The sequence below is a fragment of the Priestia koreensis genome (assembly GCF_022646885.1).
GTDB lineage: Bacteria > Bacillota > Bacilli > Bacillales > Bacillaceae_H > Bacillus_AG > Bacillus_AG koreensis_A.
In genome coordinates this window covers 742,095-767,533 of sequence record NZ_CP061868.1, presented here as the reverse complement: position 1 = coordinate 767,533, position 25,439 = coordinate 742,095, and the positions used below count along the sequence as shown (strand labels likewise).

Genomic DNA, 25,439 nt, shown 5'->3' with positions numbered 1-25,439 from the left:
AAAAATTGATCCCATCCTTAGGAAATAGAGGCTCATTATTTGTACAGATGACAAGCTACGTATTGCTCTTTTTTCACTTCTCGAAGTAATGGCTTCTCCTCTAGACACTGTGGCATCGCATGGATACAGCGAGGATGAAACGCACATCCCTTTGGAGGATTAACCGGGTTTGGGACATCTCCTTGTAAAATAATTCTCTCCTTTTTCTTTCGAGGATCTGGATCTGGAATCGCTGACATTAATGCCTGTGTATATGGATGAAGAGGTTCTTCATAAAGATCGTTCTTACTTGCAATTTCTACTAAGTTACCTACATACATGACGCCAATTCGATCGCTCATGTGCTTTACAACGCTTAAATCATGGGCAATGAAGAGATAAGTGAGGTCAAACTCTTCTTGCAACTCTTTTAATAAATTTAAGACTTGTGATTGAACAGATACGTCAAGGGCAGAGACCGGTTCATCTGCCACAATTAATTTTGGACGAAGAGCAAGTGCTCTCGCAATACCAATTCGCTGGCGTTGACCACCGGAAAACTCATGTGGGTACTTATCATACGCATCTTCAGGTAACCCCACCTTTTTTAGTAGCATCATGACTTCCTTCTTAATTTCCTTCGTTGGAAGGCGTCGATAATTACGCAAAGGTGCTGCAATAATGTCCCCCACCATATGTACAGGGTTTAACGATGCATAAGGATCTTGAAAAATTAATTGCAAATCGTGACGGTATTTCCGAAGAGATGCGCCATTCAAATGAGTGATATCTTTTCCATTAAATATAATCGATCCTGATGTTGAGTCAACTAAACGTAAAATCGTGCGACCTGTCGTTGACTTTCCACATCCAGATTCGCCGACAAGACCTAGCGTTTCCCCTTTGCGTATAAAAAAACTAATTCCATCTACCGCTTTTACTTCTTTCTTTTCTTTTTTAAAAAGACCCTTCTTTGTTGAATAGTAGGTTTTTAAATTACGAACCTCTAATAACATTGGTTCTTCTTTCATCACAATTGTACCTTCACCCCTTCATAACTTCTTTCGTATAGAAAGCACGCTACCTCGTGATCGGTCTCATCATTCACTAATTGCGGTGTTTCCTTTCTACATTTTTCAAACGCCTGCGGGCATCGATCAGCAAATGGACAACCTACTCGTTTAATTTGACTAAGGGATGGAACAATACCATCAATCGTGTTCAGACGTTCCAGTTCTTGGTCTATTTTTGGAATGGAGTTGAGCAATGCTTTTGTGTAAGGATGCTTTGCATGATAAAAGAGCGTGTCCACGTCTGCTCGCTCAATAATTTTCCCTGCATACATCACAATGACGTCATCACACATTTCAGCAACAACTCCTAGGTCATGTGTAATCATAATAATGGACATATCATGCTCATTTTGTAACTCTTTTAATAACTCTAATACTTGAGCTTGAACAGTTACGTCTAACGCGGTAGTTGGTTCATCAGCTATGAGTAGATTCGGCTTACAGGCAATTGCCATCGCAATCATAACGCGCTGACGCATTCCTCCAGATAATTGATGAGGATACTCTAAAACGATTCGCTCAGCATGAGAAATTCCTACTTTTTTAAGAAGAGATATGCTTTCTCTCATAGCTTCTACTTTAGAAAGACGCTCATGATGCAATAAAATTTCTTGAAGTTGATAACCGATTGTCAGTGTAGGATTAAGGGAAGTCATTGGTTCCTGAAAAATCATTGATATTTTGTTTCCACGTATCTTTTGCATTTCTTGGTCGTCTTCGACATGAAGGTTCGACCCTTGAAACAAAATATGTTCCTTTTTCATTTTGCTTTTTCCTTTTGGCAGCAGACCCATAATTGACAAAGAAAGCGCGCTTTTTCCACATCCAGATTCGCCAACAATTCCTAACACTTGCTTCCGCTTTACTTCAAAGGTTACGTTATCAACAGCATTGTAATAGCGCCCATTAATTTCAAAGCTACTCTCTAAATTTTTTACTTCTAGCAACAACTTTTCGTTCATATATGGTAACGTTTCGTTCATTCTCCACCTCTACGAATCTACCTTTAACGTAGTAACAAAAAAAGGCATACTAAAGAAGATACACTCGATATTTCTTCACATTATATCCTCTTATTCTAAATTATACCATTATTCAAAAAATAAATCATAGGGCGAAAAAGGCTCCCATTTAAGAAAATGAGGAACGTGATAAAATTTCCTCAGCCGTCATGGTCAGCATTTTTTTCGTCGTCATGGCTGGTTGAGTACCGCAGTTCACCGCAATATGAAACCCAGTGTTATACCCTAACATATTCGGGTACCATTTTCTTCCTAATAATAAATCATCATGCTTTCGTTCCGTTCGTCGTAGCGTCTCATGTGGCTTGAGAAGTGAATCCCAATGAGATTTCGCTTTCTCCTTTGAATAATATTTTGTCCAAGGCGCTAAATAATCATCGCCGCAGTATTCTTTTACCGCATATTCAGCAAGCCCCTCCATCATAATGCTATCTAACAACGTGGTATTCTGTTCTTTTATTTTGAGCTGGTGTATTCGACAGACATGATGATACTCATGTGTTAAAACCGCCAGCACTTCTTTTAACATCGTATCCGGTGATAAAAAGAGAAAAAGTTTATCATCAAACGCAATACCTGAACGACCGTTGTACTCATGCTGAAGACGACGATTATGCGAGTTGCTTAAAAAGAGAAAAATAGGTATATCAGGGCCTCTCCATTCTTTTTTTAATAATTCGTACTGTCTTTGTACCGCTTTCCACAGACGTTTTTTCTGTGTAAGATCTTTAATCGTCTGAGCAAGTTCTTTTCCAGGTTGGTACATCCCATGACTACTTAAAAGACCTTGCATCTCTTTTATTGAAAGCTCTGGAAAATACGGTTCCAAGTTTTTAAAAACAACAGAAGCGTTCTCCATGCCTTTCTCCATCCAATCATCTGTTTGAATGACTCCCATTTTCTATCAACCACCTCTCCAAAACATTTTTATTATCTTATGAGAGAGAGGCGCTATTTTTTCACCTTTCACACAAAAAAGAGGTGAACTCCTCTTAAGGAGTCCACCTCTTTTGCTCATTCATTATTCATATTTTTTAAAGACAATCGTAGCGTTATGACCACCAAAGCCTAGAGAGTTACTTAATACTGCTTTCACTTCTTGCTTACGAGCTTTGTTTGGCACATAATCAAGATCACATTCTGGGTCTGGCGTTACATAGTTAATTGTTGGTGGAATCATGCTATCTTCAATTGCTTTGATACTGAAGATCGCTTCCACACCACCTGCTGCACCTAGTAAGTGACCAGTCATTGATTTTGTTGAGCTAATCGCTACCTTTTGTGCGTACTCCCCAAATACTTCTTTAATTGCCATCGTTTCAAACTTATCGTTATAATCTGTGCTTGTACCATGAGCATTGATATAATCAATATCTTCTGGTTTAAGACCAGCATCGTTAATCGCTTGACGCATTGCACGAACGCCGCCTTCACCACCTGGAGCTGGAGCTGTTACGTGATGAGCATCACCTGTTGCACCATATCCAACGATTTCAGCGTAAATTTTCGCTCCGCGCGCTAATGCATGCTCTAAATCTTCAAGGATAACAATCCCTGCACCTTCTCCGATAATGAAGCCATCACGGTTTTGATCGAATGGACGACATGCTGTTTCTGGATCTGGATTTGTTGAAAGAGCTTTGTTCGCACAGAAACCAGCCACAGATAATTTTGTAATCGGTGCTTCTGTTCCACCTGTTACCATTACATCCGCATCTCCACGCTGAATAACTTTAAATGCGTCCCCAATTGAGTTCGTCCCTGTTGCACAAGCTGTTACTGTACAAGAGTTAATTCCTTTTGCACCAAGCATAATAGATACTTGGCCAGCAGCCATATCAGGAATCATCATTGGTACAAAGAACGGACTAACGCGGCGAGCGCCTTTTTCTAAAAATGTTTCGTATTGGTTTTCAAATGTTTCCATACCACCAATACCAGATCCGATCCAAACACCAACACGAGGTGCCATTTCATCCGTAATGTCTAATTTAGCATCTTGAACAGCCATTTTAGAAGCTACTACCGCATACTGTGTAAAACGGTCCATTTTTCTTGCTTCACGTTTATCTATATAATCTTCTACGTTAAAGTCCTTTAACTCAGCTGATACTTTTGCTGAATAGTTATCAGGATCAAGGCGTGTCATGGTACGAATTCCTGAAACACCTTCGATTGCATTCTTCCAGCTTGTTTCTACATCATTTCCAATTGGCGTGACTGCGCCCAAACCTGTTACTACTACACGTCTTTTCTCCATGCTTTCATCTCCTTTAATATGCAACGTTTCTATTATGACATTATTTTCCCCAGCGTAAAGCAATAGCTCCCCAAGTTAAGCCACCGCCAAAGCCGACCATCACGATTAAATCGCCGTCTTTTATCTTACCATTTTCTAATTCCTCAACGATAGAAATTGGAATTGAAGCGGCTGATGTATTTCCGTATTTTTTCACTGTTTTGGACATTTTATCATCTGGAAGGTCTAAACGCTGACGCGCAGCCTCCATGATACGAATGTTTGCTTGGTGAGGAATTAAGAAATCAACATCCTCTTTTGTTAAGTTTGCTTTTTCAATAACGTTAACCGCTGATTCACCCATTTGACGAACGGCGAATTTAAATACTTCACGGCCATTCATGATAATATGTTCATCTTGATATAGATGCTTTGCACCTGTTCCATCCGCACCTAGTTCAAAGGATAAAATCCCGTGTCCTTCGGATACTTTACTTACTACAGCTGCCCCTGCTCCGTCACCGAATAAAACAGCTGTGTTACGATCATCCCAGTCCGTGATTTTAGAAAGCTTTTCTACGCCTACTACAAGGACATTTTGATACGTATCACTTTCAATAAATTGTTTTGCCATAACTAATCCGTACATAAACCCTGCACAAGCCGCACTCAAATCGAATGCTGCAGCCTTTTTAGCTCCTAAACGCTCTTGGATCATACACGCAACAGAAGGAAATGGCTGATCTGGTGTTACGGTTGCAACCATAATTAAATCAATATCTTCTGGAGCGATGCCCGCATCTGCAATCGCTTTTAATGATGCTTCATACGCCATATCGGACGTATCTGTATTGTCATCTGCGACACGTCGCTCTTCGATTCCTGTACGAGTACGAATCCACTCATCAGACGTATCCACCATTTTTTCCAAATCTGCATTTGTTAAAACTTTCTCTGGTAAATACCGTCCGATCCCTTTAATTCCAGCATTCATATTGAACACTCCCTTGCCCGCTTAGCGGTGAAATTTTTCAAAAAAACTCTATTCATTCATATAATCATTAAAAATAAATCCTTTAAAAGGAGTAACACAGTTATAATCAATTATTAGTACTTGGTACTAATTTTACGAAATTTCTCTTGCTTTGTCTAGGAAAGAATCACAAAAGGGGATGGAAATTCATAAAGAAAAAGCAGCTAGTTTTGCTAGCTGCTTTTTCTTTATTCGTGATTTGCTTCCTGTAAAGCGTCTTGCTTTCCTAATTCGTAAGCGTCAGCCATTACTTTATTAAACAGTTCCATAATTGGTTGAAGCTTGTCCATGCTCAACTCAATCCCTGATTCATCTAGTAATTGCTTTGCTTCCGGTAAGTATTTCATTGCGATTTGTAAAAACTGAATGTTTTGTTCCATCATGTAAACTCCTTTATTTCTGTTGTTGATCAGGTAATTTTCCTGTTCTTTTATACTCGTTTATATAATGCTGAATTTCCTTTTGATAGGCTTTGTCAACGAGCGGGCTAAATTTACCTAGGGAAATGACCTTATTATCAAAATCATACATTAAATTTCCGGTCTTTAACGTCCCCTTATCATAGTCTTTCGCTACGAGTTCATACAGCGTATCGACATGCTGAACCGTGCTCGTAAGAACCGTATCCTGTCCTAAGTCGGATTGATCTGCTACATAGCCAATGGCGTATATGCCCTTTTCTCTTAGCTTTTCAATGATAGAAACATTAAATCCATCTCCAGCGGGATAGACAACATCTACTCCTGATTTAATCATTTCGTCTGCATACTGTCGAGCCGTTTTTTTGTCATCCCAGCTTTTGACGACCTTCATCTCAACCTGAGCGTTTGGCTGTTGAAACTTTACGCCATCTAAAAAGCCTTTCACCTCAGGCTGCCAATCGTAAGCAGCAATGACTCCTACCTTCTTTGACTTCGTCATTTTCCCTGCAACCATCCCTCCAAAGAAGCCCATGGCCTTTCCTTTGAAGTTCACCGTTGTTACGTTGTCACCTTTGGCATCACCATTAAATGACACAAAATGAATGTCCGGATATTGTTTGCCGAGCTTATTAAAATAAGAGGCATACTCTTCTCCATGACCAAAAATCAGGTTGACACCTTGCTTGGAAAATTCCTTCACCGCCTGCTTTACGGCTCTCTCAGAATCTGTATGTTCTTTATAAAAAACGTCGCGATTATACGTGGACTGTATTTTTAACATTCCTTTATAGCCATTTGTTCCCCACACTTGATCATTGATCGTCTCTGGAACTAATAAGCCAACACTTTTTAGCTGCCCATCCTTAGGTTGTCCACAGCTAGCTAAAAAGAGGACAAGCACGATTATACATCCTATACTTAGTGGTCTTTTCATACCGCCACACCTTTTTTCTACACAAGCGCTTCTATCTATGATCAAAAGCTCTCATTTTCTTCATCATCCATTTTACCGTGCCATTTTCATGTTGTACATGAATTTTTTTCTTTCAGAAAATTTCGTGCCCAAACAGCTGGCGGGAATGATTTAACTGATTTTGAACTCCCTTTGTCATCTGTACCTTCGGACGAAATCCTAGTTCATTTTTCACCTTTGTGGACACAAACGGATTAACCGTTTTTTGTACGTTATTTTTCAATTGCAAAGCCTCAGCCCCTACTTGCCATGCATTTTCTTCACTCGATACGACATGTAAGATCCCGCTCAGCTCGTTCTTTTCCACACATAGACGAATAGCTTCAACAGCATCTTCAATATAAAGGAGGTTACGAGTATCCTCTTTTATTGAATCAACTTCCTTTTTTTTATGCACAATGGCGTTTTGATAAGCAGCTGAAACTGGCTGCCACGGACCATACAATGAAGGAAAGCGCAGGACAATCGCAGAAGGAGACTGGCTCGTATGTGCTTGAAACACTTTCTCTAAATGATAATATACCTTTCCTTCTGCCGTGACTGGATTCGGTTTTGTTTCCTCCGTAATTTTCTGCTGTTGCTCATTGAATACAGAGAGTGACGAGACAAAAATTGTTTTTGTTCCTTTTTCCACACAATGATCTAACGCCCCCATTAGCCATTGATGAACATCTCTTATTCTAGTTTTAACCAAGCTTCGATGATAAAAATCGCCGCCATCAAAAAACCAAAAAAACACCGCAATCGTTTGTTCATTAATATGGCGTACGTCTACATTTCCATTCATCTCTTCACAAGAAAAGTTAGCGTTTCTTCCTAAATATAAAATCATCTCTTCTTGAAGCGTATCTTCCTCTTCATGAGCAGGATGCGTATACCCTACCACATTGACTCCTTGTTCAAGGTAATAACAGCACAGTTGAAATCCAACAAAACGATTCACTCCGTAAATCACCACATTCTCCATGTTTTGTCCCTTCCTCCCTATCTAATTCGGCCAAAATAATGCCCCTATGATATGTATAATCAAAGAGGCGAATTTATAGCACTAATTCATTTTTTCGGTAAAATTGGAGCAAGGAGTGATGAAACAGGTACTTCTTTTCGGCAATATGAAGGGATAGTCGTATTGGCGAGTCAATTTTTTTTCGCTGTTCCTCGTAGAGCTTACTATGAAATAGAGGAAAATGATGAGCATCGTTAGTTGTAGCCCAGATACTAGCAGGAACGGTCGCTGTAAGATCTTGAACTTTCAACGAGCTGGCAATGACCTGATCAACTTGTTTTTCATTTATTTCATAAGCACTTCTAATTTCTTTCATGAGCTGTTTGTAGAAAAATTTATAGTTCTTTTCATGTTCGATATGCGCTTGAAAGTCAATGCATGGATTTAAAAAGGCAGTTGATCGAAATAGGTGAGGCTCTCTTTCCATGAGCTGAAGGGCTAACAGCGCTCCCATTCCTTCCGCTAAAATATGCACACGTTTATTTAACGTTTCTTGCTTCATGACTAGATGATAAAGCTGCTTCGCCAATCGATAAGCTTTCGAACTACCCCAATTTCTCCCATATAAATGAGCGTAAAAGATAGTATAGCCGTGATCTAAAAGTAGTTGAAGTAAGTTCCACCTGCCTCTGTGCTGAATCCATAGGCTAGTAGATCCTTCAACAAAATGATCGCGATCCCCTAACACTAATACCCCAAAACCATTTGGCTTGTTAGGGATATGAACAACACACCATTGATTATCGAGATTAAAGAAACGTTGAGTAATCATAACGGGCCTCCGTGCTAAAAACAATCTTAGTTACTCATCATCATATGAACGAGCATCAAAAAGGCGCGAGATGAATGCCTATTTCGATATAAAAAAATTCTCTTTCCTCCTCATTACCCCAAACGATTTCTGTCTACGATAACTGTCTTCCTTTCAAAAATAAGTCTATTTTTTGACAATCCATGAGTAAGCATTCAATTTTCAGGAAATAACATTTATTATTAGTAGCGTATATGCTAAGATGGATCTAGAAAAACTTCTACATAACGAGGTGATTTTTGTGCGTATCATTTGGACGTTAGTTTGGTCGTTTCTACTAACACATATGGCTGCTTACGTAATCGGAGCAATGTCTGGTGCAAGTTATACTTCGGAAACTTTTACAACCGCTTCCATTTTTGCGGTAGTGTTCACTGTGTTTATTGTTATCCTAGGAGAAGCTGGGATTCCAAACGAACCTGCTGAAAAGCATTAATAAAACGAGCTCACGAATGAGCTCGTTTTTATTTTGATTATTTTTTAAGCACTAGCTCGTCGTTTTCGACCTCAAACGTAACGTGATCGTGTTCAAGCACTTCTCCTGCAATTAACGCGCGGGCAATTTTCGTTTCAAGGTACTTTTGCATAAATCGTTTCAGTGGTCGTGCACCGTACACAGGATCAAATCCTGACTTTGCGATAAACGCTTTCGCTTCGTCCGTTAACGTAAGCGTAATATGACGATCTGATAAGCGTTTCTCTAAGGAAACAAGAAGCTTATCAATAATTCCTGTCATTTCCTTTAGACTCAAAGGCTTAAATAAAATGACATCATCCACACGATTTAAAAACTCAGGGCGAAAATGCTGGCGAAGCTGGGAAAGTACTTGATCCTTCGCTTCCTCTTTAATTTCCCCTTGATCATCTACGCCCCCTAGTAAATATTGAGACCCAATATTTGACGTCATAATAATTACCGTATTTTTAAAATCAACGAGCTTTCCTTTTGAATCAGTGACGCGCCCGTCATCTAACACTTGAAGCAGTACGTTAAATACTTCCGGATGAGCTTTCTCAATTTCATCCAGCAAGATAACGGAGTATGGTTTTCTCCGCACTGCCTCTGTTAACTGTCCACCTTCTTCATATCCGACATATCCAGGAGGAGCACCAATGAGCCTAGAAACAGCATGCTTCTCCATATACTCAGACATATCGATTCGAATCATTTGTTCTTCACTATCAAATAACGAATGTGCGAGCGTTTTGGCAAGCTCGGTTTTCCCGACCCCTGTAGGTCCAAGGAAGATAAACGAGCCGATTGGTCGATTAGGATCTTTAATCCCCGCACGAGCACGAAGAACGGCATCTGTAACCAATGAAATAGCTTCTGGCTGTCCAATTACTCTCTCTTGTAAAATAGATTCTAGCTTTAACAGCTTTTCACGCTCACCTTCAACGAGTTTTGTGAGAGGGATATTCGTCCATCGTGAAACGATATCAGCAATCTCCTCCTCTGTTACATCTTCACGAAGGAGTCGACTTTCTGATTGATTTTGATCCATCTTTTGTTCAAACTCTGTTAGTTCTTTCTCAAGCATCGGAATCGTACCATGACGCAACTCGGCTGCTTTATTGAGATCATAGCGGTCCTCTGCCTCCGATAATTCTCTCTTGGCCTTTTCTAAACGCTCTCGCACTTCTTGAAGGGATTGAATCGCGCCTTTCTCTTGTTCCCACTGAAGCTTCATTACGTCTAGATCTTCTTGTAAATTAGAAATTTCTTTCCTAACCGCCTCTAAGCGTTCCTTACTCGCAGCATCTGTTTCTTTGTCAAGAGCCGCCTCTTCGATTTGAAGCTGCATCATTCGGCGCGTTACCTCATCAAGCTCAGACGGCATGGAATCAATCTCTGTTCGAATGGTCGCACAAGCTTCATCAATTAAATCAATGGCTTTGTCTGGTAAAAATCGATCCGAAATATAGCGATCAGACATCGTAGCAGCAGCGACTAATGCTCGGTCATGAATATTCACCCCATGATGAATTTCAAAACGCTCTTTTAGTCCGCGCAGAATGGAAATGGTATCTTCGACTGTTGGTTCATTCACGAGTACCTGCTGAAAACGACGTTCAAGCGCTGGGTCTTTTTCAATATACTGACGGTACTCATCAAGAGTTGTAGCTCCTATACAATGTAGCTCCCCTCTTGCAAGCATTGGTTTCAGCAAGTTTCCTGCGTCCATTGCTCCGTCTGTTCGTCCTGCACCTACAATGGTGTGTAGTTCATCAATAAAAAGCAGAATACGCCCTTCGTTTTTTTTGACCTCTTGCAAAACAGCTTTTAGACGCTCTTCAAATTCACCACGAAATTTAGCACCGGCTACTAGTGATCCCATATCGAGTGAAAAGATCGTTTTATCCTTCAATCCCTCCGGTACGTCTTTACGCACAATACGATGTGCTAGCCCCTCAACGATGGCCGTTTTTCCAACACCTGGCTCCCCAATCAGGACAGGATTGTTTTTCGTTTTACGAGATAAAATACGAATTACACGGCGAATTTCACCATCTCGTCCAATCACAGGATCTAGTTTTCCTGCTCTTACTTCTGCTACAAGGTCGCGTCCATACTTCTCTAACGCCTCATACGTACCTTCTGGATTTTGATTAGTAATACGCTGATTTCCACGTATAGACTGAATCACTCCTTTCAAAGTAGCTTCTGTAAGGTGATGCTTTTTAAACACCGCTTCTAAATCAGCAGAAGGAGCTTTAACTACAGCAAGTAACACATGTTCAACGGAAACATATTCATCCTTCATATCTTTTGCTTCTTGTTCCGCTCCAACTAATATCTTTTGTAGCTTGTTCGTGACGTAAATCTTCCCTGCCTCTGTACCTGAACCTGTGACAACAGGTTTTTTAGAGAGCACATTATGTAAGTCTTTTGTAAACGAGTCAACGGAAATCTCTAGCTTTTGAAGAACCCGAGGCATAAGCCCTTCACTTTGTTCTAGTAGTGCTAATAGCAAATGAATAACATCAATTTCCTGGTGATTATGGCTAGTTGCAACTGATTGAGCATCCATCATTGCCTTTTGTAGATTTTGCGTCATTTTATTAACATCCATTTCACAAACCTCCTTGTTCCTTTCAACATACGTTTATTTGTTTTTATTATAGCTGAATAAACGATGCTAATGCACCTGAGAGCCCTACAGACATAGGGAAAGCCACCCTAAATGGATGGCTTTCTTTTATGGTTTGCGCGCGTATGTCCAGTGACGGTCATCATTTGATGTCTCTGGAAAACGATCTCCCGCTTTTAGCTTCATTTTTTTCGGGTTATTGACGTTGCTGCCTGTTTCTCCAATCTCAATATACATCCCATTATTGGGCGCTTTTTGACCTGGAGTAAAATGTCGATTTTGTCCCATTGTGACGCCTCCTTTTAAAAGTAAGCTTCACCATTAGTATCTTCTCCCCCATCCGTTCTTAGTAGAGGAGGATATTGGAATTCAATCAAGCAAATTGCAGGGCACGCTCGATATCCGTATCACCCGTTAAAATTTCAAAGTTTTTGCCGATCGTATCTTCAATCGTCAAGGCACTTACGAGAACATGTGCTACGTCTGCACGCGCAATTGTTCTTCCCTCTTTATCAGCAATCGTTGTCGCTAATTCGATCTTTCCACTTGGAGCATCGTTTGTTAACGAGCCTGGGCGAACAATTGTATAGTGAAGATTCGAGTTTTCTAGGTGTTGATCTGCTACAGCTTTCGCCTGAAGGTACACTTGTAGACCGTCTGGACCCGCTGCTGGGTTATCTGTCCCAACTGAGCTTAGCATAACAAAGCGTTTAACGTTTTGTTTTTGTGCTTCGTTAATAACATTAATGGCACCATTTTGGTCAACAGCGATGGTTTTGTCATCTCCTGTATTTCCGCCTGAACCTGCGGCAAAAATAATTGCATCCACGCCTTCTACGGCTTTCGATACATCACCTTCAAGATCGGCAATTACAGTGTGAGATCCTAAACGTTCAAAATCAGGCGCCTGCTTTTTGTCACGAAGCATTGCCACCGGCTGATGCTCGTTTGACTTACTTAAAAGTTCCACTACTTGCTTTCCTGTTGTTCCGTTTGCTCCTACAACTAATACTTTCATGAAAAATCACCTTTCTTTTTTGGAGTATCTGTTCTGTGTCTGTTCTTCGTATTCCCCATTCAAGTGGATTTAAACAAAAGAATATGCTCTAGTAAAAGGTGATTTTCTCCCGAATTCATTAAATATGACATAAAAAAAAGGCGAAATTATTCGCCCTTTTAGCCAAGAATCGCCTGTAGCAAAGCTTTTTGCACGTGCATGCGATTTCCGGCTTGTTGAAATACGACAGAGTTTGGTCCATCAATGATTTCTGCTGTTACTTCCTCGCCGCGGTGAGCCGGTAAGCAGTGCAAGAAAAGATAATCATCCTTCGCATACGATACGAGCTCTTTATTGATTTGATAAGAAGCAAACGTTTCTAATCGAGCTTTTGATTCTTCTTCTTGACCCATACTCGTCCACACGTCACCATACAGCGCATCTGCATCTTTAGCCGCTTGGATTGGGTTATCCGTAATGACGATAGAGGACTTCATTGCCTTAGCAATTTCTTGTGCCTTTTCAACAATCCACGCTTTTGGCTTATAGCCATCTGGACAGGCAAGCGTAAAATCAATCCCCATTTTTGCACAGCCGATCATTAACGAATGAGCAACATTATTTCCATCTCCAATGTAGGCAACCTTTAGATTTGAAAAGCTCTGTTTATGTTCATAAATGGTGAGAAGATCTGCTAGCGCCTGGCAAGGATGGAAGTCGTCCGTTAACCCATTAATAACGGGAATAGAGGCGTACTTTGCTAATTCTTCTACTTTTTCATGTTCAAACGTACGGATCATGATGCAGTCAATGAATTGAGATAATACCTTTGCTGTATCTGCAATTGTTTCCCCGCGGCCAAGCTGCAAGTCTTTGCTGCTTAAGAACAGAGGATGACCGCCAAGCTGAAGCATTCCAGCTTCAAACGAGACGCGGGTACGTGTCGAAGACTTTTCAAAAATCATGCCTAACGTTTTACCCTCAAGGCTTTTTGGATTTTTCCCACTCAAATGTGCTTCTTTTAACTTCACTGCTTGATTTAATAAATAGAAAATTTCATCACTTGAAAAGTCTAAAAGAGTTAAAAAGTCTTTTCCCTTTAGATTAAACGTACTTGAAGCAACTGATAATGCGTTCATGAAGGCTGCACTTCCTTTTCCTTTGAATTTACTTTCATCCATTGCTGTAGCGATTGAACATCATATGCATCCTGCTTTTTACCTTTCGCAAAAAGCTCGACCGTTTCTTTTTCTGTCATCACTAGCACACCGTGTTTTAACGCTGCGAATCGATTTCCCTTCGCTTGTTCACCTTGCGCCAAGCTTACAAACAGCAAGGATTCTTTCTTCTTCGCCCATTCTTCTACCTCTTCATCTCTTATCACTTTTAACCCATGTTCGGATAAAAAGCTCTCCCAACCTTCATCTTTGGCACCATCAATAAACACTTCGTTTGCCCCAGCATTCTTACTCACATAAGCATGAAACGCTTTTTTCGCGGCTTCTTCGATCGTAGAAGCAATCGCAATTGCTTCACCAGTTGATTTCATTTCTGGTCCTACAACTGGATCTACTCCAGCTAACTTTAAAGTCGAGAATACAGGAAATTTCACGACTTGATAAGGAATTTCCGACAGTAAGCCTGTTTTTTCATGCAAATCCGGCAATAATTTCCCGAGTAATAATTGCGTTGCAAAGGAGACAAGTGGGATTCCTGTTACTTTGCTCACTACTGGAACTGTACGACTAGCACGTGGATTTACTTCAAGCACATACACTTGTTCACCGTCTACTACGTACTGAATGTTCATAACTCCTTTATAGGCAAGCTTTTTCACCATTTTTTGTGCATATTCACAAATCGTTTCTTTCACATTTTCTGAAAGCGAATGCGCCGGTAAGTAGGCATAGCTATCACCAGAGTGAACACCCGCTTTTTCGACATGCTCGACAATCGTTGGAATGAGAACATTATGTCCGTCTGCTACAAGGTCAATCTCCACTTCTTTCACAGGAAGATACGCATCAATTAAAATGGGATAGTGCTTGGCCTGAATTTGCTTGACGTGTGAAAGCAGCTCCTCCTCATCGTGAAGTGTCACCATTCCTCTGCCTCCGATTACGTAAGACGGACGAATTAACAATGGATAGCCAATCTTTTTTGCTTTCTGTAGCAGATCCGCTTCACTTAGAGCCATTTCTCCTGGAATATGTGGAACATGTAGTTCATCTAATAGCTGATAAAAAAGATCGCGATCTTCAAGTGCATCAATCATCTCTTTTGAAACCCCTAAAATGTGAATACCAGCCTCTGTTAACCCGTCGACAAGTGAAATTGCCGTCTGACCACCGTATTGAACAATAACGTCCGTTACAGACTCTGCTTCTAATACGTTTAATACATCTTCAAGCGTTAGGGGCTCGAAATATAGACGATCCGCGATCTCGAAATCGGTACTTACCGTTTCAGGATTATTGTTAATTAAAATGGTTTCGTACCCCTGCTTTTGAAGCTCTAACACACCGTGTACGGAGCTATAATCAAATTCGACTCCTTGACCAATACGAATCGGGCCAGAACCAATAACCGCAATTTTCTTTTTCGACGACGAGATCAGCTCGCTCTCACCAAAATAGCTAGAGTAAAAATAAGCTGTAGATGAAGCAAATTCTGCTGCACACGTGTCCACCATCTTATAGCTAGGTACAACGCCCATTTCCTTTCGCTTTGCACGTACGTCTAACTCATTCACATCCCAAATGGAGGCTAAATACGAATCGGTAAAGCCTTTTTCTTTTATGAGCTGAAGCTTGGCATGCTCCATCTCTTGTAGAGAAGAAGCTTTTAATTCACTTTCAAGTGCAACAAGCTTTTCAAAATACGTTAAGTAAAATAAATCGATCTTCGTTTGTTCATGAATAAACGAAGTCGTGTAACCACGGCGAATGAGCTCTAGTACGACAAATAATCGTTCATCATCCTGCTTCAGCATTTTTTCCATTAGCGCTTCATTCGAAAACGATTTTAACGACGCTAGCTCTAACCCTTGCGTATCCACTTCTAGTGAAGAGACCGCTTTTTGCAGACTGCGTTCAAACGTACGATCAATCGCCATAACTTCTCCTGTTGCCTTCATTTGTGTACCGAGCGTACGATTAGCAGATGCAAATTTATCAAACGGCCATTTTGGAATTTTAACGACTACATAATCGAGTGACGGCTCAAAGCTTGCATATGTATCACCCGTTACTGGATTCAGCAGCTCATCTAGCGTATAGCCTACTGAAAGCTTTGCAGCGATTTTAGCAATTGGATAACCGGTTGCTTTTGATGCAAGAGCAGACGAACGACTGACACGTGGGTTCACCTCAATGAGATAATACTGTTTACTTGCGGGATCTAATGCAAATTGAATATTGCAACCACCGATGATTCCTAATTCAGAAATAATTTTAATGGAAGCGGAGCGGAGCATCTGGTACTCGACGTCTGTTAGCGTTTGAGACGGCGCTACGACGATTGAATCTCCTGTATGAATACCAACAGGATCGATGTTTTCCATGTTACAAATCGTAATGCACGTGTCATTTTGATCGCGCATCACCTCATATTCAACCTCTTTAAAACCCGCAATGCTTTTTTCAATTAAACATTCATGAATAGCACTTTCTCTTAGACCTGATGCTGCAAGCGTTTGAAGCTCTTCTACGTTTGAAGCAATCCCACCGCCTGTTCCTCCAAGCGTATAGGCTGGACGAACAATAACAGGGAAACCAACTTGCTCTGCAAAAGCAAGCGCTTCGTTAATTTGTGTCACAACTTCACTCTCAGGTACAGGTTCATTCAGTTCCTTCATTAGTGAACGAAACTCGTTTCTACTTTCTCCTTTTTTAATGGATTCAATGGGTGTACCGAGAAGTCTCACGCCGTGCTTCTTTAAAATCCCTTGCTCATGCAGATCCAATGCTAAATTTAGACCCGTTTGCCCTCCAAGCGTTGCAAGCATTCCGTCTGGTTTTTCTTTTATCATAATTTTTTCTAAGCTATCAACGGTTAACGGCTCGAAGTAAATTTCATCCGCAATATGATCATCTGTCATAATCGTCGCTGGGTTGTTGTTCACTAAAACGACCTCATAACCCTCTTCCTTTAATGACAAACAAGCTTGTGTTCCTGAATAATCAAACTCTGCTGCCTGACCAATAATAATGGGGCCAGATCCTACGACTAATATTTTTTGAATGGATGTATCTTTAGGCATATAGTTTCTCTCTCCCTACTTCGTTCACTGTTGTTAAAAACTCTTCAAAAATGTAGTTGCTGTCACTTGGTCCTGGATGAGCTTCTGGATGAAATTGAACAGATACGACAGGCAGACTCTCGTGTTTCAGCCCTTCGATAGACTGATCATTTACGTTTTTAAATCTTACCTTCAGCTTCGTTTTGTCTAAGCTTGTTTCATCGACGACATAGCTATGATTTTGTGAGGTCATGCATACTTTTTTCGTATCTAAATCTATAACCGGCTGATTCGCACCGCGATGGCCAAAGGAAAGCTTTTTCGTTTGTGCTCCAAACGCTAGCCCAATGAGCTGATGACCTAAGCAAATTCCAAGCGTTGGATATGTTTCAATCACCTTTTTTAATGTGCTCATATGAAACTGCATTTGCATCGGATCTCCTGGTCCATTTGAAAGAACAACTCCGTCTGGGGAAAGCTGTTTGATTTCTTCTGTTGTTGTTCCGTATGGCACGACGGTTACTTTGCAGTTTTGTTTTAGCAGCTCTTCTAAAATGGAGCGCTTGTAGCCGAAATCGAATAAAACGATATGCTTATTCCCTTCTCCGTATGTGGTCGGAACAGATGTTGATACTTCTTGAACGACCAGCTCATCTTGTGGCTGTGCTTTAACATGCACTTTTTCTTTCTCAGATGATAAAATTGCCTGCATCGTCCCTTCATTCCGAATTTTTTTCACAAGTGCTCGTGTATCAACATGCGTAATCAGTGGGATATTCCATTTTTTCAAGTATTGCTGAAGGCTATAAGTTGCTTCGTAATGATGACCTGCTTCTGAGCATTCATATACGATGACACCTGCTACATGAGGCTGTTTGCTTTCATAATCATGTTCATTAATGCCGTAGTTTCCGATTAGCGGATACGTAAAAACAATAAACTGATTCTTGTATGAAGGATCTGTTAACACTTCTTGATAGCCGGTCATTCCTGTAAAAAATACAACCTCGCCTGTTATGTCCTTCGATGTTGACGTATCTTCTAAAATTCCTTCGAATGTTTCACCGTTTTCCAACTTCAAATATCCGTTCATTGTGCATCCCTCTTTGAATTTTTATTTATATTAAAGTATTTTTATTCATTTTTGTTTTAAAAAATAACCTGGTTAGACAGGTAGTGCAACTTCTTCTAGTACTTCCTTCATAATTGATAGCGCGTCATCAATCTCTTCGTATGTAACCGTTAATGGCGGTAGCAAACGAACGACCGTTGGCCCTGCTGGAAGTGTTAACAATCCTTTTTCTCGAAGCTTTTCGATAATAAGCGCCTGCTGTTTGCCGCATTCCATTCCAATCATTAAACCATTTCCACGAATAGCAGTAACAAACGTATACGCTTCTACAACCTTTTCTAGTTTACTCGTAAAGTAGCTGCCTTTTTTCTTAATGTCCTGTAAAAATACATCATCAAAAATGATGGCTAGCGTAGCTTTTGCACTTGCAAGTGAAATAGGATTTCCACCAAATGTTGTTCCATGTGATCCTGGACCAAAGGTATCAATTAATTTTGCCTTTCCGATCATCGCTCCTACAGGTAGCCCACTTCCAAGTCCCTTTGCTGCGGTGATAATATCTGGGGAAAGATTATGATGCTGATATGCAAATGCTTTTCCGGTACGTCCAATTCCTGTTTGTACTTCATCTACGATAAAGAGCGCATCTGACTGTTCGCACAAGTTTTGAATCTCCTGTAAAAACGCTGCATCAGCTGGAACAACGCCACCTTCACCTTGTATAATTTCTACCATAACCGCTGCAACGGAATCATTCATCGCTTCTTGAAGAGCTTTCGTATCATTATAAGGAAGGTAGATGAACTCAGGTAATAATGGACCAAATCCAGCTTGAATCTTTTCTTGCCCGGTAGCTGACATCGTCGCAAACGTTCTGCCATGGAAAGACTGCTTAAAGGTAATAATTTTTTGCTTGTTCGTATATTTTCTCGCCATTTTAATCGCTGCTTCATTTGCCTCAGCGCCGCTGTTGCAGAAAAATACTGCATCACCACTTGAGTGCTTCACTAACTGTGAGGCAACTTCCTCTTGAAGAGATAGGGGAAATAAATTTGATAAGTGCCATACTTTTTGAAGCTGTTCCTCGATTGATTTTTGCACGGCAGGGTGACGATGACCAAGGTTACATACGGCAATACCAGAAATAAAATCTAAATATGTGTTCCCTTGACTATCTGTTACAACCGATCCCGATGCTTCTTTTATTTCAATATCAAAGCGCTGATACGTCGGAAATAAATGCGTCATAGATTCATCACTCCGTTCATTTGATTATTCGTAATACTGGTTCCTTTTACGTCACCATCGTCTGTCACGAACGATTCTGTTCCACTGATAATATGCACTTGATGGAGCGTCTCTGATAAAGCAGACAGTGCAGCTTTTACCTTTGGAATCATTCCTCCTGAAATAATTCCTTCATCAATTAAATCATTTATTTCATCTGGTGTTGTGTTTTGAATCAGCGTATCGTTGTTCAGAATTCCCGGCACGTCTGTTACGAACAAGAGCTGTTTTGCATGAAGCGCTTTTGCTACGGCCCCTGCAGCTAAATCCGCGTTAATATTTAAACAGTCTCCGTTAGGATCGATTCCAAGCGAAGAAATGACCGGCATATATCCGCCGTCTAACAACGATGTTAATAGCGACTGATTCACTTTCGTTACTTCCCCTACATAACCAAAGGAAGTCACATCAATGGCTTTTGCTTCTAACAAGTTCCCGTCACATCCGGATAAGCCAACTGAAGGAATATGTTCTTTTTGGAGCATCATGACAAGATTCTTGTTAACCTTTCCCGATAAAACCATCTGTACTACTTGGAGCACTTCCTTCGATGTTTTCCTCATGCCATTTACAAACTCACTTTGGATATTTAACGCTGACAGCACGTGCTGAATATCTGGCCCGCCGCCATGGACAAGAACAACATCATAACCGTTGTTCTTCAACTCTTTTAAACTTTTAAAAAAATTTGGTGTTAGTTGATTTATAATACTTCCCCCGCATTTAACGACAATTACTTCTTTTGCTTTCACGTCATCCTCTCCTTACGTGCGATAGCTCGCATTAATCTTCACGTAATCATAGGTTAAGTCACAGCCCCATGCTGTTCCAACTCCGTCTCCTTGATGAAGATCAACGTAAATGACTACTTCGTCTTGCTTTAAATAAGCCGTCGCTTCTTCCTCGCTAAATGTTTTTGGCTGACTTCCTATAAGCATATGAATGGCCCCGATGCTCACGTCCACATTGCTGACATCCACTTCTACACCGCTATAACCAATCGCTCCAATGATACGCCCCCAGTTCGCATCGTTTCCATAGATAGCCGTCTTCACAAGATTTGAGCCAACAATTTGTTTAGCAATGATGTTCGCCTCTTCCTTTGACGAAGCGCCTTTCACCTGAACCTCAATGAGCTTTGTCGCCCCTTCACCATCTCTTGCAATCTCTTTCGCTAAATCTTCACACGTACGCTTTAAGGCTTCATAAAAATTACCCCATTCAGGATGATCTAGCGTTAGAGGGACGTTGCCAGCTAAACCGTTCGCCATTACGAGCACCATGTCATTTGTTGACGTATCACCATCTACCGTAATTTGATTGAATGTTTGATTTGTAATGGATTTTAACGCTTCCTGTAACAAATTAGAGTGGATATTTGCATCTGTTGTGACAAAACCAAGCATTGTTGCCATATTTGGATGAATCATCCCTGATCCTTTTGACGCTCCGCCAATCGTAATTTTCTTTCCATCTACCGTCGTTTCGTAGCATGCTTTTTTCATCACGATGTCCGTTGTTAAAATCGCGGTTTGAAAGTCTTCAGCACCTGACTCGCTTGGTTCTAAAGCAGCAATTCCCAGTCGAATTTTATCCATCGGAAGTAGTTCACCAATAACTCCTGTAGAAGCAACTGCGACAAGATGCTCGTCAATAGAGAGCTTTTCTGCCGTTTTCGTTCGCATTTCATAGGCGTCCTTTAATCCCTGTTCACCCGTGCATGCATTCGCACATGCGCTATTTACAATCACAGCCTGGATTTTTTGTTCAGCCGACACGCTCTCTTTCGTTACCGTTAAAGGAGCCGCTTGAAAAAGGCTTTGCGTGTATACCGCTGCACACGCAGCAGGAACTTCGCTGACAATCATTCCGACATCTTTTTTCGCATAGCGAAGGCCTGCATGTGTTCCTCCTGCTAAAAATCCTTTTGGGCTCGTAATACCTCCTTCTAGTATTTTTTTAATCGTTACAGGCTGTTTCGTTTGTAACATCGTTCGTTCACCTCTCCTATCGCGTTTATGGATAAACGGGTACAATTTTTAATCCCGCGTCTTCTTCAAGTCCCATCATTAAGTTTGCGTTTTGGATGGCCTGGCCAGCTGCCCCCTTCACTAAATTATCAATAACAGAGACAACAGTAATTCGCCTTGTTCTCTCATCATAAGCAATTCCAATATCACAGTAATTGGAACCTACTACATCTTTCGTAAATGGATATGTTCCTTTTTCTCTTACTCTTACAAACTTGCAATCTTCATAATGTTTCGTAAATTGTTTATGTATATGTTCTATCTCGCAATCTTCTTTTATCGTCGCATAGATCGTTGTCATAATCCCTCTCGTCATTGGCACCAAGTGAGTGCTGAACGTAATCGGCTTAACCTGATCGCTCCAACAGCTTAACGTTTGCTCAATTTCAGGAATGTGCTGATGCTCGTTCACCTTGTAAATTTTTAAGTTCTCATTCATCTCTGAAAAATGGGTGAGCGCTGAATGAGAACGTCCTGCTCCTGACACGCCAGACTTGCCGTCAACAATAATGGACGCCTCGTCAACGATTCCTTCTACCATGAGCGGTGCAAGACCTAAAAGAGTAGCGGTAGGATAGCAGCCAGGGTTTGAGACAAAGTCGCTGTTTTGAATCTCTTCTTGAAACCATTCGCTTAATCCGTACGTTGCTTTGGACAAATAATCTGCGTCTGCTCCTTCTTTTTTGTACCACTTTTCATATAGCGCTTTATCTTTTAAACGAAAATCACCGGACAAATCCACTACTTTTATTCCAGCGTCAATTAAGCTCGGAATGAGTTTACTAGATACTCCAGACGGCGTAGAGGTAAAGACAAGATTGACCTCTTTTTTTATTTCGATGGGGTCAATTGATTTCAAAACTAAATTTTTATGCACCAAATGTGGATAACTATTCGATAATTCCTCTCCTTCTTGGGAAGAGGAGTACACTTCTTTCACGTGAAAAGCGGGATGATTTTCCAACAGGCGAATCAATTCAACTCCACCGTATCCAGTTGCACCAATAATTCCGACGTTGATTTTTTTCTCCATGCTATTCATTACCCTGCTCCTTTGTTTTTCTCTTTGAAATTATTACTCATTATAATACTGTATAAAAATAAAATCAAATGAATATCTAAAGATTTTTATGTAATTTTTTCTGACATGCTTCATAGCAAGGTAATAATAAAAACAAAAAAAGAGCGATTAGCTTAGCTAACCACTCTTTCTTCTATATCTTATCCTCCACTAACAGGAGGGATTAACGCGACCACATCACCGTCTTTAATGGTGTCTTCATCAATAGCAAATTCTTCATTAATGGCAAACATCACTTGTTTAGACAAGGTGAATTGATACTGTTCTAACAGCTGCTTTTTTAACTCCCCAATCGTTAGCGGTGCATTATCGAGCTGAATAGACTCTACTCCTGCCTCTTCTTGGAGATGCGCGAAAAATAATACGTTATACATCTAAATCCCCTTTCTCAGGATGGCCAGATGGATAGGCTTTTTTCTCTAGCTGATCACCAATCCACTTCTCCCCGTCTTCCCAATGCTCTTTTTTCCAAATTGGTACAATCTCTTTGATGCGTTCAATTGCATAGCGATTGGCCTCATAGGCATCATTTCGATGAGGAGTTGCTACCGCGATCACAACCGCAATATCCAAAATCTCTAAATGACCAACACGATGCGTAATCGCTACTTCAGCGTCTTGCCACTTTTCTTGAATTTCTTGACCAATTTGTCTTAATTTATTTTCCGCCATCGATGCATAGGCGGCATATTCTAAATGGAGCGTTCGCTTTCCCTTTGTAAACTCACGAACCGTTCCCGTAAATGTTGTGACTGCTCCAGCATTTCGATTCATTACTTTACGCGTTACTTCTTCAATCGAAATAACCTGATCCGTAATTTCAAACAGTTTAGTGCTCATAGGTTCCTCCCATAAAATCATCGATCCATTCCCGCAAGCGTTCCTCATCGTTAACATGGAGAAACTTGTCCTTGAAAAGATCTTCTTCATTCCATGTTAACACAAGATGAATATTTTCTAGTTTTTTTAAAAGTTCATAATCTTGAGGATTTCGTACAATTACAATCTTCGGGTATGGGACATGCTTATATCCTTCTATTACACAAACCTCTGCCCCTAACAATTCATAGATCTGAAGCATTTTTTCAACCTTAATATCGTTTGTCTGCATGTAGAACACTCCGTCACCTTCAACGCCTGAAGCAATTGCTCCCGCCTCAAAATGTCGAGAGCTATCCGTTTGATGTAAATCCGGTGCTCCACCGTGCCCATGATGTTTTAAGCTGCTTACTTGGTAACGTAGCGATAAATATCGAACGATTTTTTCCACTACGGTCGTTTTTCCCGTATTTTTATAGCCGACGACTTGAAGAATATTCAACTTAATAAACCCCGTGATAATCTTCTAGCAAAATGACATCCACTTGATCGCCACTCGCAAATCCGCGCGTTCCTCCTGGAAGCTTCATCAGACCATTTGCAAAAGCAAGAGAGGAAACGACGTTTGACTTGTCTAGACCGCTTGGCTCGACGACAAACTTCCCTTCTTTTTGTGTAATTCGTGTCCGAACAAAACGCGTAAAAGGATTTGGCTTTGGAAAATCGGCCATAAGCGTTGCGTGTACGATCTCTTTATGAGGTTTCTCTGATCCTAAAAACGTTTTTAAAATTGGATGAACGAACAGTTCAAAACCAACGTAGCAGGCAGATGGATTTCCTGATAAACCGAATAACAGTTTTCCGTCTAGCTGCGCGACTGTTGTTACGCTCCCAGGACGCATCGCTACTTTATTAAACAACACTTCAGCACCTAATTTTTCATAAATAGCTGGCAAATAGTCATAGTCTCCAACCGATACTCCACCCGTTGTGATCAGCACATCTACCTTTTCTAAAGCTTCTTTGACCGCTTGGTAGCATTGATCAAAATCATCTACTAACGAACCAAAGTATAGAGAAACCCCTCCGCTACGCTCAATTTGTGCACAAATCATCGGGCCATTACTATTTCGAATTTTTCCAGGTTCCAGCTTTTGTGATACATCCAACAGCTCTGTTCCTGTCGAATAAACACCAACATTCGGCTTTTTCGCCACTGCAACCTCCGCATAGCCAAAGGTTGCTAGCAGTGCCGTTACACCCGGAGTGATTTTGGTTCCTTTCTCAACAAGAGTCGTTCCCTTCGCTGCATCCTCTCCTTGAAAAGAGATGTTATCTCCTTCCTGAAAAGATCGCTTAATGCTTATGTATTTTTCGCCGTTCTTTTCAAATTCTTTTGTTAGCTCTAACATGACGACCGCATCACCGCCGACAGGCATTTGTGCTCCTGTCATAATACGAATCGCTTTAAACGGGCCCAGATCTCGTTTAGCGACCGTTCCTGCTCCAATTTCTTCAACGACATGAAATTCAACCGGATTCTGTAAGTTTGCTTCACGGCTATCTTTCGCACGAATGGCAAATCCGTCGTAAGGTGACTTATTAAAAGGCGGTACGTCGTGAGTCGCAAGTACAGCTTCTCCTAGATGTCTTCCGTAAGCCTTTGCTAGTGGTAGCTTCTCGACCTCGCCTTTTTTGGCAAATTTCATTACGCGTTCGACCGCTTCTTCTACAGGAATTGGCTTTCTTCTTTCAACCATTGTTTTCTCTCCCTTCTTATGATCATGTTGTTCCCATTTCGTCTTTTCTTCACACATAAGTCCCCCACCTAGCTTTCGCAAATAGTGGGGGTTCATTACATGTACAATTGCGCTAAATTTTATTGAACGCCGAGTGCGATCTTCGCATAACGAGACATGCGGTCTTTACTCCACGGTGGATTAAATGTGACGATTACTTCCACATCATCTACACCATTTAAATCCCAAAGAGCTTTACGCACCTCTTCAGTTAATACTCCTGCAAGCGGACAGCCGATCGATGTTAATGTCATCGTAACGAATACCTTTCCTGCATCGTTCATTTCTACGTTATATACAAGGCCTAAATTGACAATATCAACCCCAAGCTCCGGGTCAATGACTTGTTCTAAGGCTTCCATAATTTTATCTTCGAATTGTTGATCCACGAGTGTTCCTCCTCCTCGACATTAGTTTCTATGTTCTTGCTTCTTATTATACAGACATTCCCCTCAGATTAAAAA

The 25,439-nt window shown here is 40.8% G+C and carries 25 protein-coding genes; 1 reads left to right on the top strand and 24 read right to left on the bottom strand.

Translation table 11 applies throughout. The annotated features are described in order from the left end of the window. Positions 1 to 35: 35 nt before the first annotated feature. From IE339_RS03800 to IE339_RS03760, 9 genes are all read right to left on the bottom strand, one after another. On the bottom strand, positions 36 to 1,010 hold the full coding sequence (locus IE339_RS03800; RefSeq protein ID WP_242176104.1) for an ABC transporter ATP-binding protein: 975 nt from the start codon (positions 1,008 to 1,010) through the stop codon (positions 36 to 38). Next, positions 1,010 to 2,035: an ABC transporter ATP-binding protein gene (locus IE339_RS03795; RefSeq protein ID WP_397428592.1), complete on the bottom strand. Its 1,026-nt coding sequence runs from the start codon at positions 2,033 to 2,035 to the stop codon at positions 1,010 to 1,012. Before IE339_RS03795 ends, IE339_RS03800 begins: the two co-directional genes overlap by 1 nt. Positions 2,036 to 2,183: 148 nt before the next feature. After that, positions 2,184 to 2,972 (bottom strand): DUF2268 domain-containing putative Zn-dependent protease, encoded by a 789-nt coding sequence (locus IE339_RS03790; RefSeq protein WP_242173673.1) that lies wholly within the window; start codon positions 2,970 to 2,972, stop codon positions 2,184 to 2,186. Positions 2,973 to 3,095: 123 nt separating this feature from the next. Beyond that, positions 3,096 to 4,334 carry a beta-ketoacyl-ACP synthase II gene (gene fabF / locus IE339_RS03785; protein ID WP_242173671.1) on the bottom strand — a complete coding sequence of 413 codons (1,239 nt, stop codon included), beginning with the start codon at positions 4,332 to 4,334 and terminating at the stop codon, positions 3,096 to 3,098. Positions 4,335 to 4,374: 40 nt separating this feature from the next. After that, complete coding sequence (locus IE339_RS03780) at positions 4,375 to 5,307, bottom strand: beta-ketoacyl-ACP synthase III (protein WP_242173669.1); 933 nt, start codon at positions 5,305 to 5,307, stop codon at positions 4,375 to 4,377. A gap of 227 nt (positions 5,308 to 5,534) precedes the next feature. Then, positions 5,535 to 5,729 carry a ComZ family protein gene (locus IE339_RS03775; RefSeq protein ID WP_242173667.1) on the bottom strand — a complete coding sequence of 65 codons (195 nt, stop codon included), beginning with the start codon at positions 5,727 to 5,729 and terminating at the stop codon, positions 5,535 to 5,537. Between the two features lie 10 nt (positions 5,730 to 5,739). Beyond that, positions 5,740 to 6,702 (bottom strand): BMP family ABC transporter substrate-binding protein, encoded by a 963-nt coding sequence (locus IE339_RS03770; RefSeq protein WP_242173664.1) that lies wholly within the window; start codon positions 6,700 to 6,702, stop codon positions 5,740 to 5,742. Positions 6,703 to 6,814: 112 nt separating this feature from the next. After that, complete coding sequence (locus IE339_RS03765; RefSeq protein ID WP_242173662.1) at positions 6,815 to 7,708, bottom strand: NAD-dependent epimerase/dehydratase family protein; 894 nt, start codon at positions 7,706 to 7,708, stop codon at positions 6,815 to 6,817. A 73-nt stretch (positions 7,709 to 7,781) separates the two neighbouring features. Beyond that, positions 7,782 to 8,519 carry an alpha/beta hydrolase family protein gene (locus IE339_RS03760; RefSeq protein ID WP_242173660.1) on the bottom strand — a complete coding sequence of 246 codons (738 nt, stop codon included), beginning with the start codon at positions 8,517 to 8,519 and terminating at the stop codon, positions 7,782 to 7,784. A 280-nt stretch (positions 8,520 to 8,799) separates the two neighbouring features. Between IE339_RS03760 and IE339_RS03755 the strand changes: the two genes are divergently transcribed. Continuing rightward, positions 8,800 to 8,994 carry a YjzD family protein gene (locus IE339_RS03755; protein ID WP_053400081.1) on the top strand — a complete coding sequence of 65 codons (195 nt, stop codon included), beginning with the start codon at positions 8,800 to 8,802 and terminating at the stop codon, positions 8,992 to 8,994. A gap of 37 nt (positions 8,995 to 9,031) precedes the next feature. On the opposite strand, the gene clpB is transcribed toward IE339_RS03755, so the two are convergent. The 15 genes from clpB to IE339_RS03680 form a co-directional block, all read right to left on the bottom strand. Continuing rightward, positions 9,032 to 11,632, bottom strand: a complete 2,601-nt coding sequence (clpB, locus tag IE339_RS03750) for an ATP-dependent chaperone ClpB (RefSeq protein ID WP_242173658.1) — start codon at positions 11,630 to 11,632, stop codon at positions 9,032 to 9,034. Between the two features lie 126 nt (positions 11,633 to 11,758). Continuing rightward, positions 11,759 to 11,938 (bottom strand): YjzC family protein, encoded by a 180-nt coding sequence (locus IE339_RS03745; RefSeq protein WP_053399430.1) that lies wholly within the window; start codon positions 11,936 to 11,938, stop codon positions 11,759 to 11,761. Between the two features lie 85 nt (positions 11,939 to 12,023). After that, positions 12,024 to 12,668 (bottom strand): SDR family oxidoreductase, encoded by a 645-nt coding sequence (locus tag IE339_RS03740; protein WP_242173656.1) that lies wholly within the window; start codon positions 12,666 to 12,668, stop codon positions 12,024 to 12,026. Between the two features lie 158 nt (positions 12,669 to 12,826). Next, a complete protein-coding gene (gene argF / locus IE339_RS03735) occupies positions 12,827 to 13,786 on the bottom strand; it encodes an ornithine carbamoyltransferase (RefSeq protein WP_242173654.1) in 960 nt (319 codons plus the stop codon). Then, entirely contained in the window at positions 13,783 to 16,908 is a 3,126-nt protein-coding gene (locus IE339_RS03730; protein ID WP_242173652.1) for a carbamoyl-phosphate synthase (glutamine-hydrolyzing) large subunit, read from the bottom strand. The genes argF and IE339_RS03730 overlap by 4 nt, the downstream gene beginning before the upstream one ends. Further along, complete coding sequence (locus IE339_RS03725; protein ID WP_242173650.1) at positions 16,901 to 17,980, bottom strand: carbamoyl phosphate synthase small subunit; 1,080 nt, start codon at positions 17,978 to 17,980, stop codon at positions 16,901 to 16,903. Before IE339_RS03725 ends, IE339_RS03730 begins: the two co-directional genes overlap by 8 nt. A 72-nt stretch (positions 17,981 to 18,052) precedes the next feature. Continuing rightward, complete coding sequence (locus IE339_RS03720; RefSeq protein WP_242173648.1) at positions 18,053 to 19,207, bottom strand: acetylornithine transaminase; 1,155 nt, start codon at positions 19,205 to 19,207, stop codon at positions 18,053 to 18,055. Continuing rightward, entirely contained in the window at positions 19,204 to 19,998 is a 795-nt protein-coding gene (gene argB, locus IE339_RS03715) for an acetylglutamate kinase (protein ID WP_242173646.1), read from the bottom strand. Before argB ends, IE339_RS03720 begins: the two co-directional genes overlap by 4 nt. Before the next feature lie 12 nt (positions 19,999 to 20,010). Beyond that, a complete protein-coding gene (gene argJ / locus IE339_RS03710) occupies positions 20,011 to 21,237 on the bottom strand; it encodes a bifunctional ornithine acetyltransferase/N-acetylglutamate synthase (protein WP_242173644.1) in 1,227 nt (408 codons plus the stop codon). A 25-nt stretch (positions 21,238 to 21,262) separates the two neighbouring features. Further along, on the bottom strand, positions 21,263 to 22,297 hold the full coding sequence (gene argC / locus IE339_RS03705) for an N-acetyl-gamma-glutamyl-phosphate reductase (protein WP_242176102.1): 1,035 nt from the start codon (positions 22,295 to 22,297) through the stop codon (positions 21,263 to 21,265). Between the two features lie 200 nt (positions 22,298 to 22,497). Beyond that, positions 22,498 to 22,731: a molybdopterin converting factor subunit 1 gene (moaD, locus tag IE339_RS03700; protein ID WP_242173643.1), complete on the bottom strand. Its 234-nt coding sequence runs from the start codon at positions 22,729 to 22,731 to the stop codon at positions 22,498 to 22,500. Beyond that, positions 22,724 to 23,197 carry a molybdenum cofactor biosynthesis protein MoaE gene (locus IE339_RS03695; protein WP_242173641.1) on the bottom strand — a complete coding sequence of 158 codons (474 nt, stop codon included), beginning with the start codon at positions 23,195 to 23,197 and terminating at the stop codon, positions 22,724 to 22,726. Before IE339_RS03695 ends, moaD begins: the two co-directional genes overlap by 8 nt. After that, positions 23,187 to 23,678 carry a molybdopterin-guanine dinucleotide biosynthesis protein B gene (gene mobB / locus IE339_RS03690; protein ID WP_053399422.1) on the bottom strand — a complete coding sequence of 164 codons (492 nt, stop codon included), beginning with the start codon at positions 23,676 to 23,678 and terminating at the stop codon, positions 23,187 to 23,189. The genes IE339_RS03695 and mobB overlap by 11 nt, the downstream gene beginning before the upstream one ends. Position 23,679: 1 nt before the next feature. Next, a complete protein-coding gene (locus IE339_RS03685) occupies positions 23,680 to 24,936 on the bottom strand; it encodes a molybdopterin molybdotransferase MoeA (RefSeq protein WP_242176101.1) in 1,257 nt (418 codons plus the stop codon). 119 nt (positions 24,937 to 25,055) lie between these two features. Further along, positions 25,056 to 25,364, bottom strand: a complete 309-nt coding sequence (locus IE339_RS03680) for a metal-sulfur cluster assembly factor (RefSeq protein WP_053399421.1) — start codon at positions 25,362 to 25,364, stop codon at positions 25,056 to 25,058. Positions 25,365 to 25,439 lie beyond the last annotated feature (75 nt).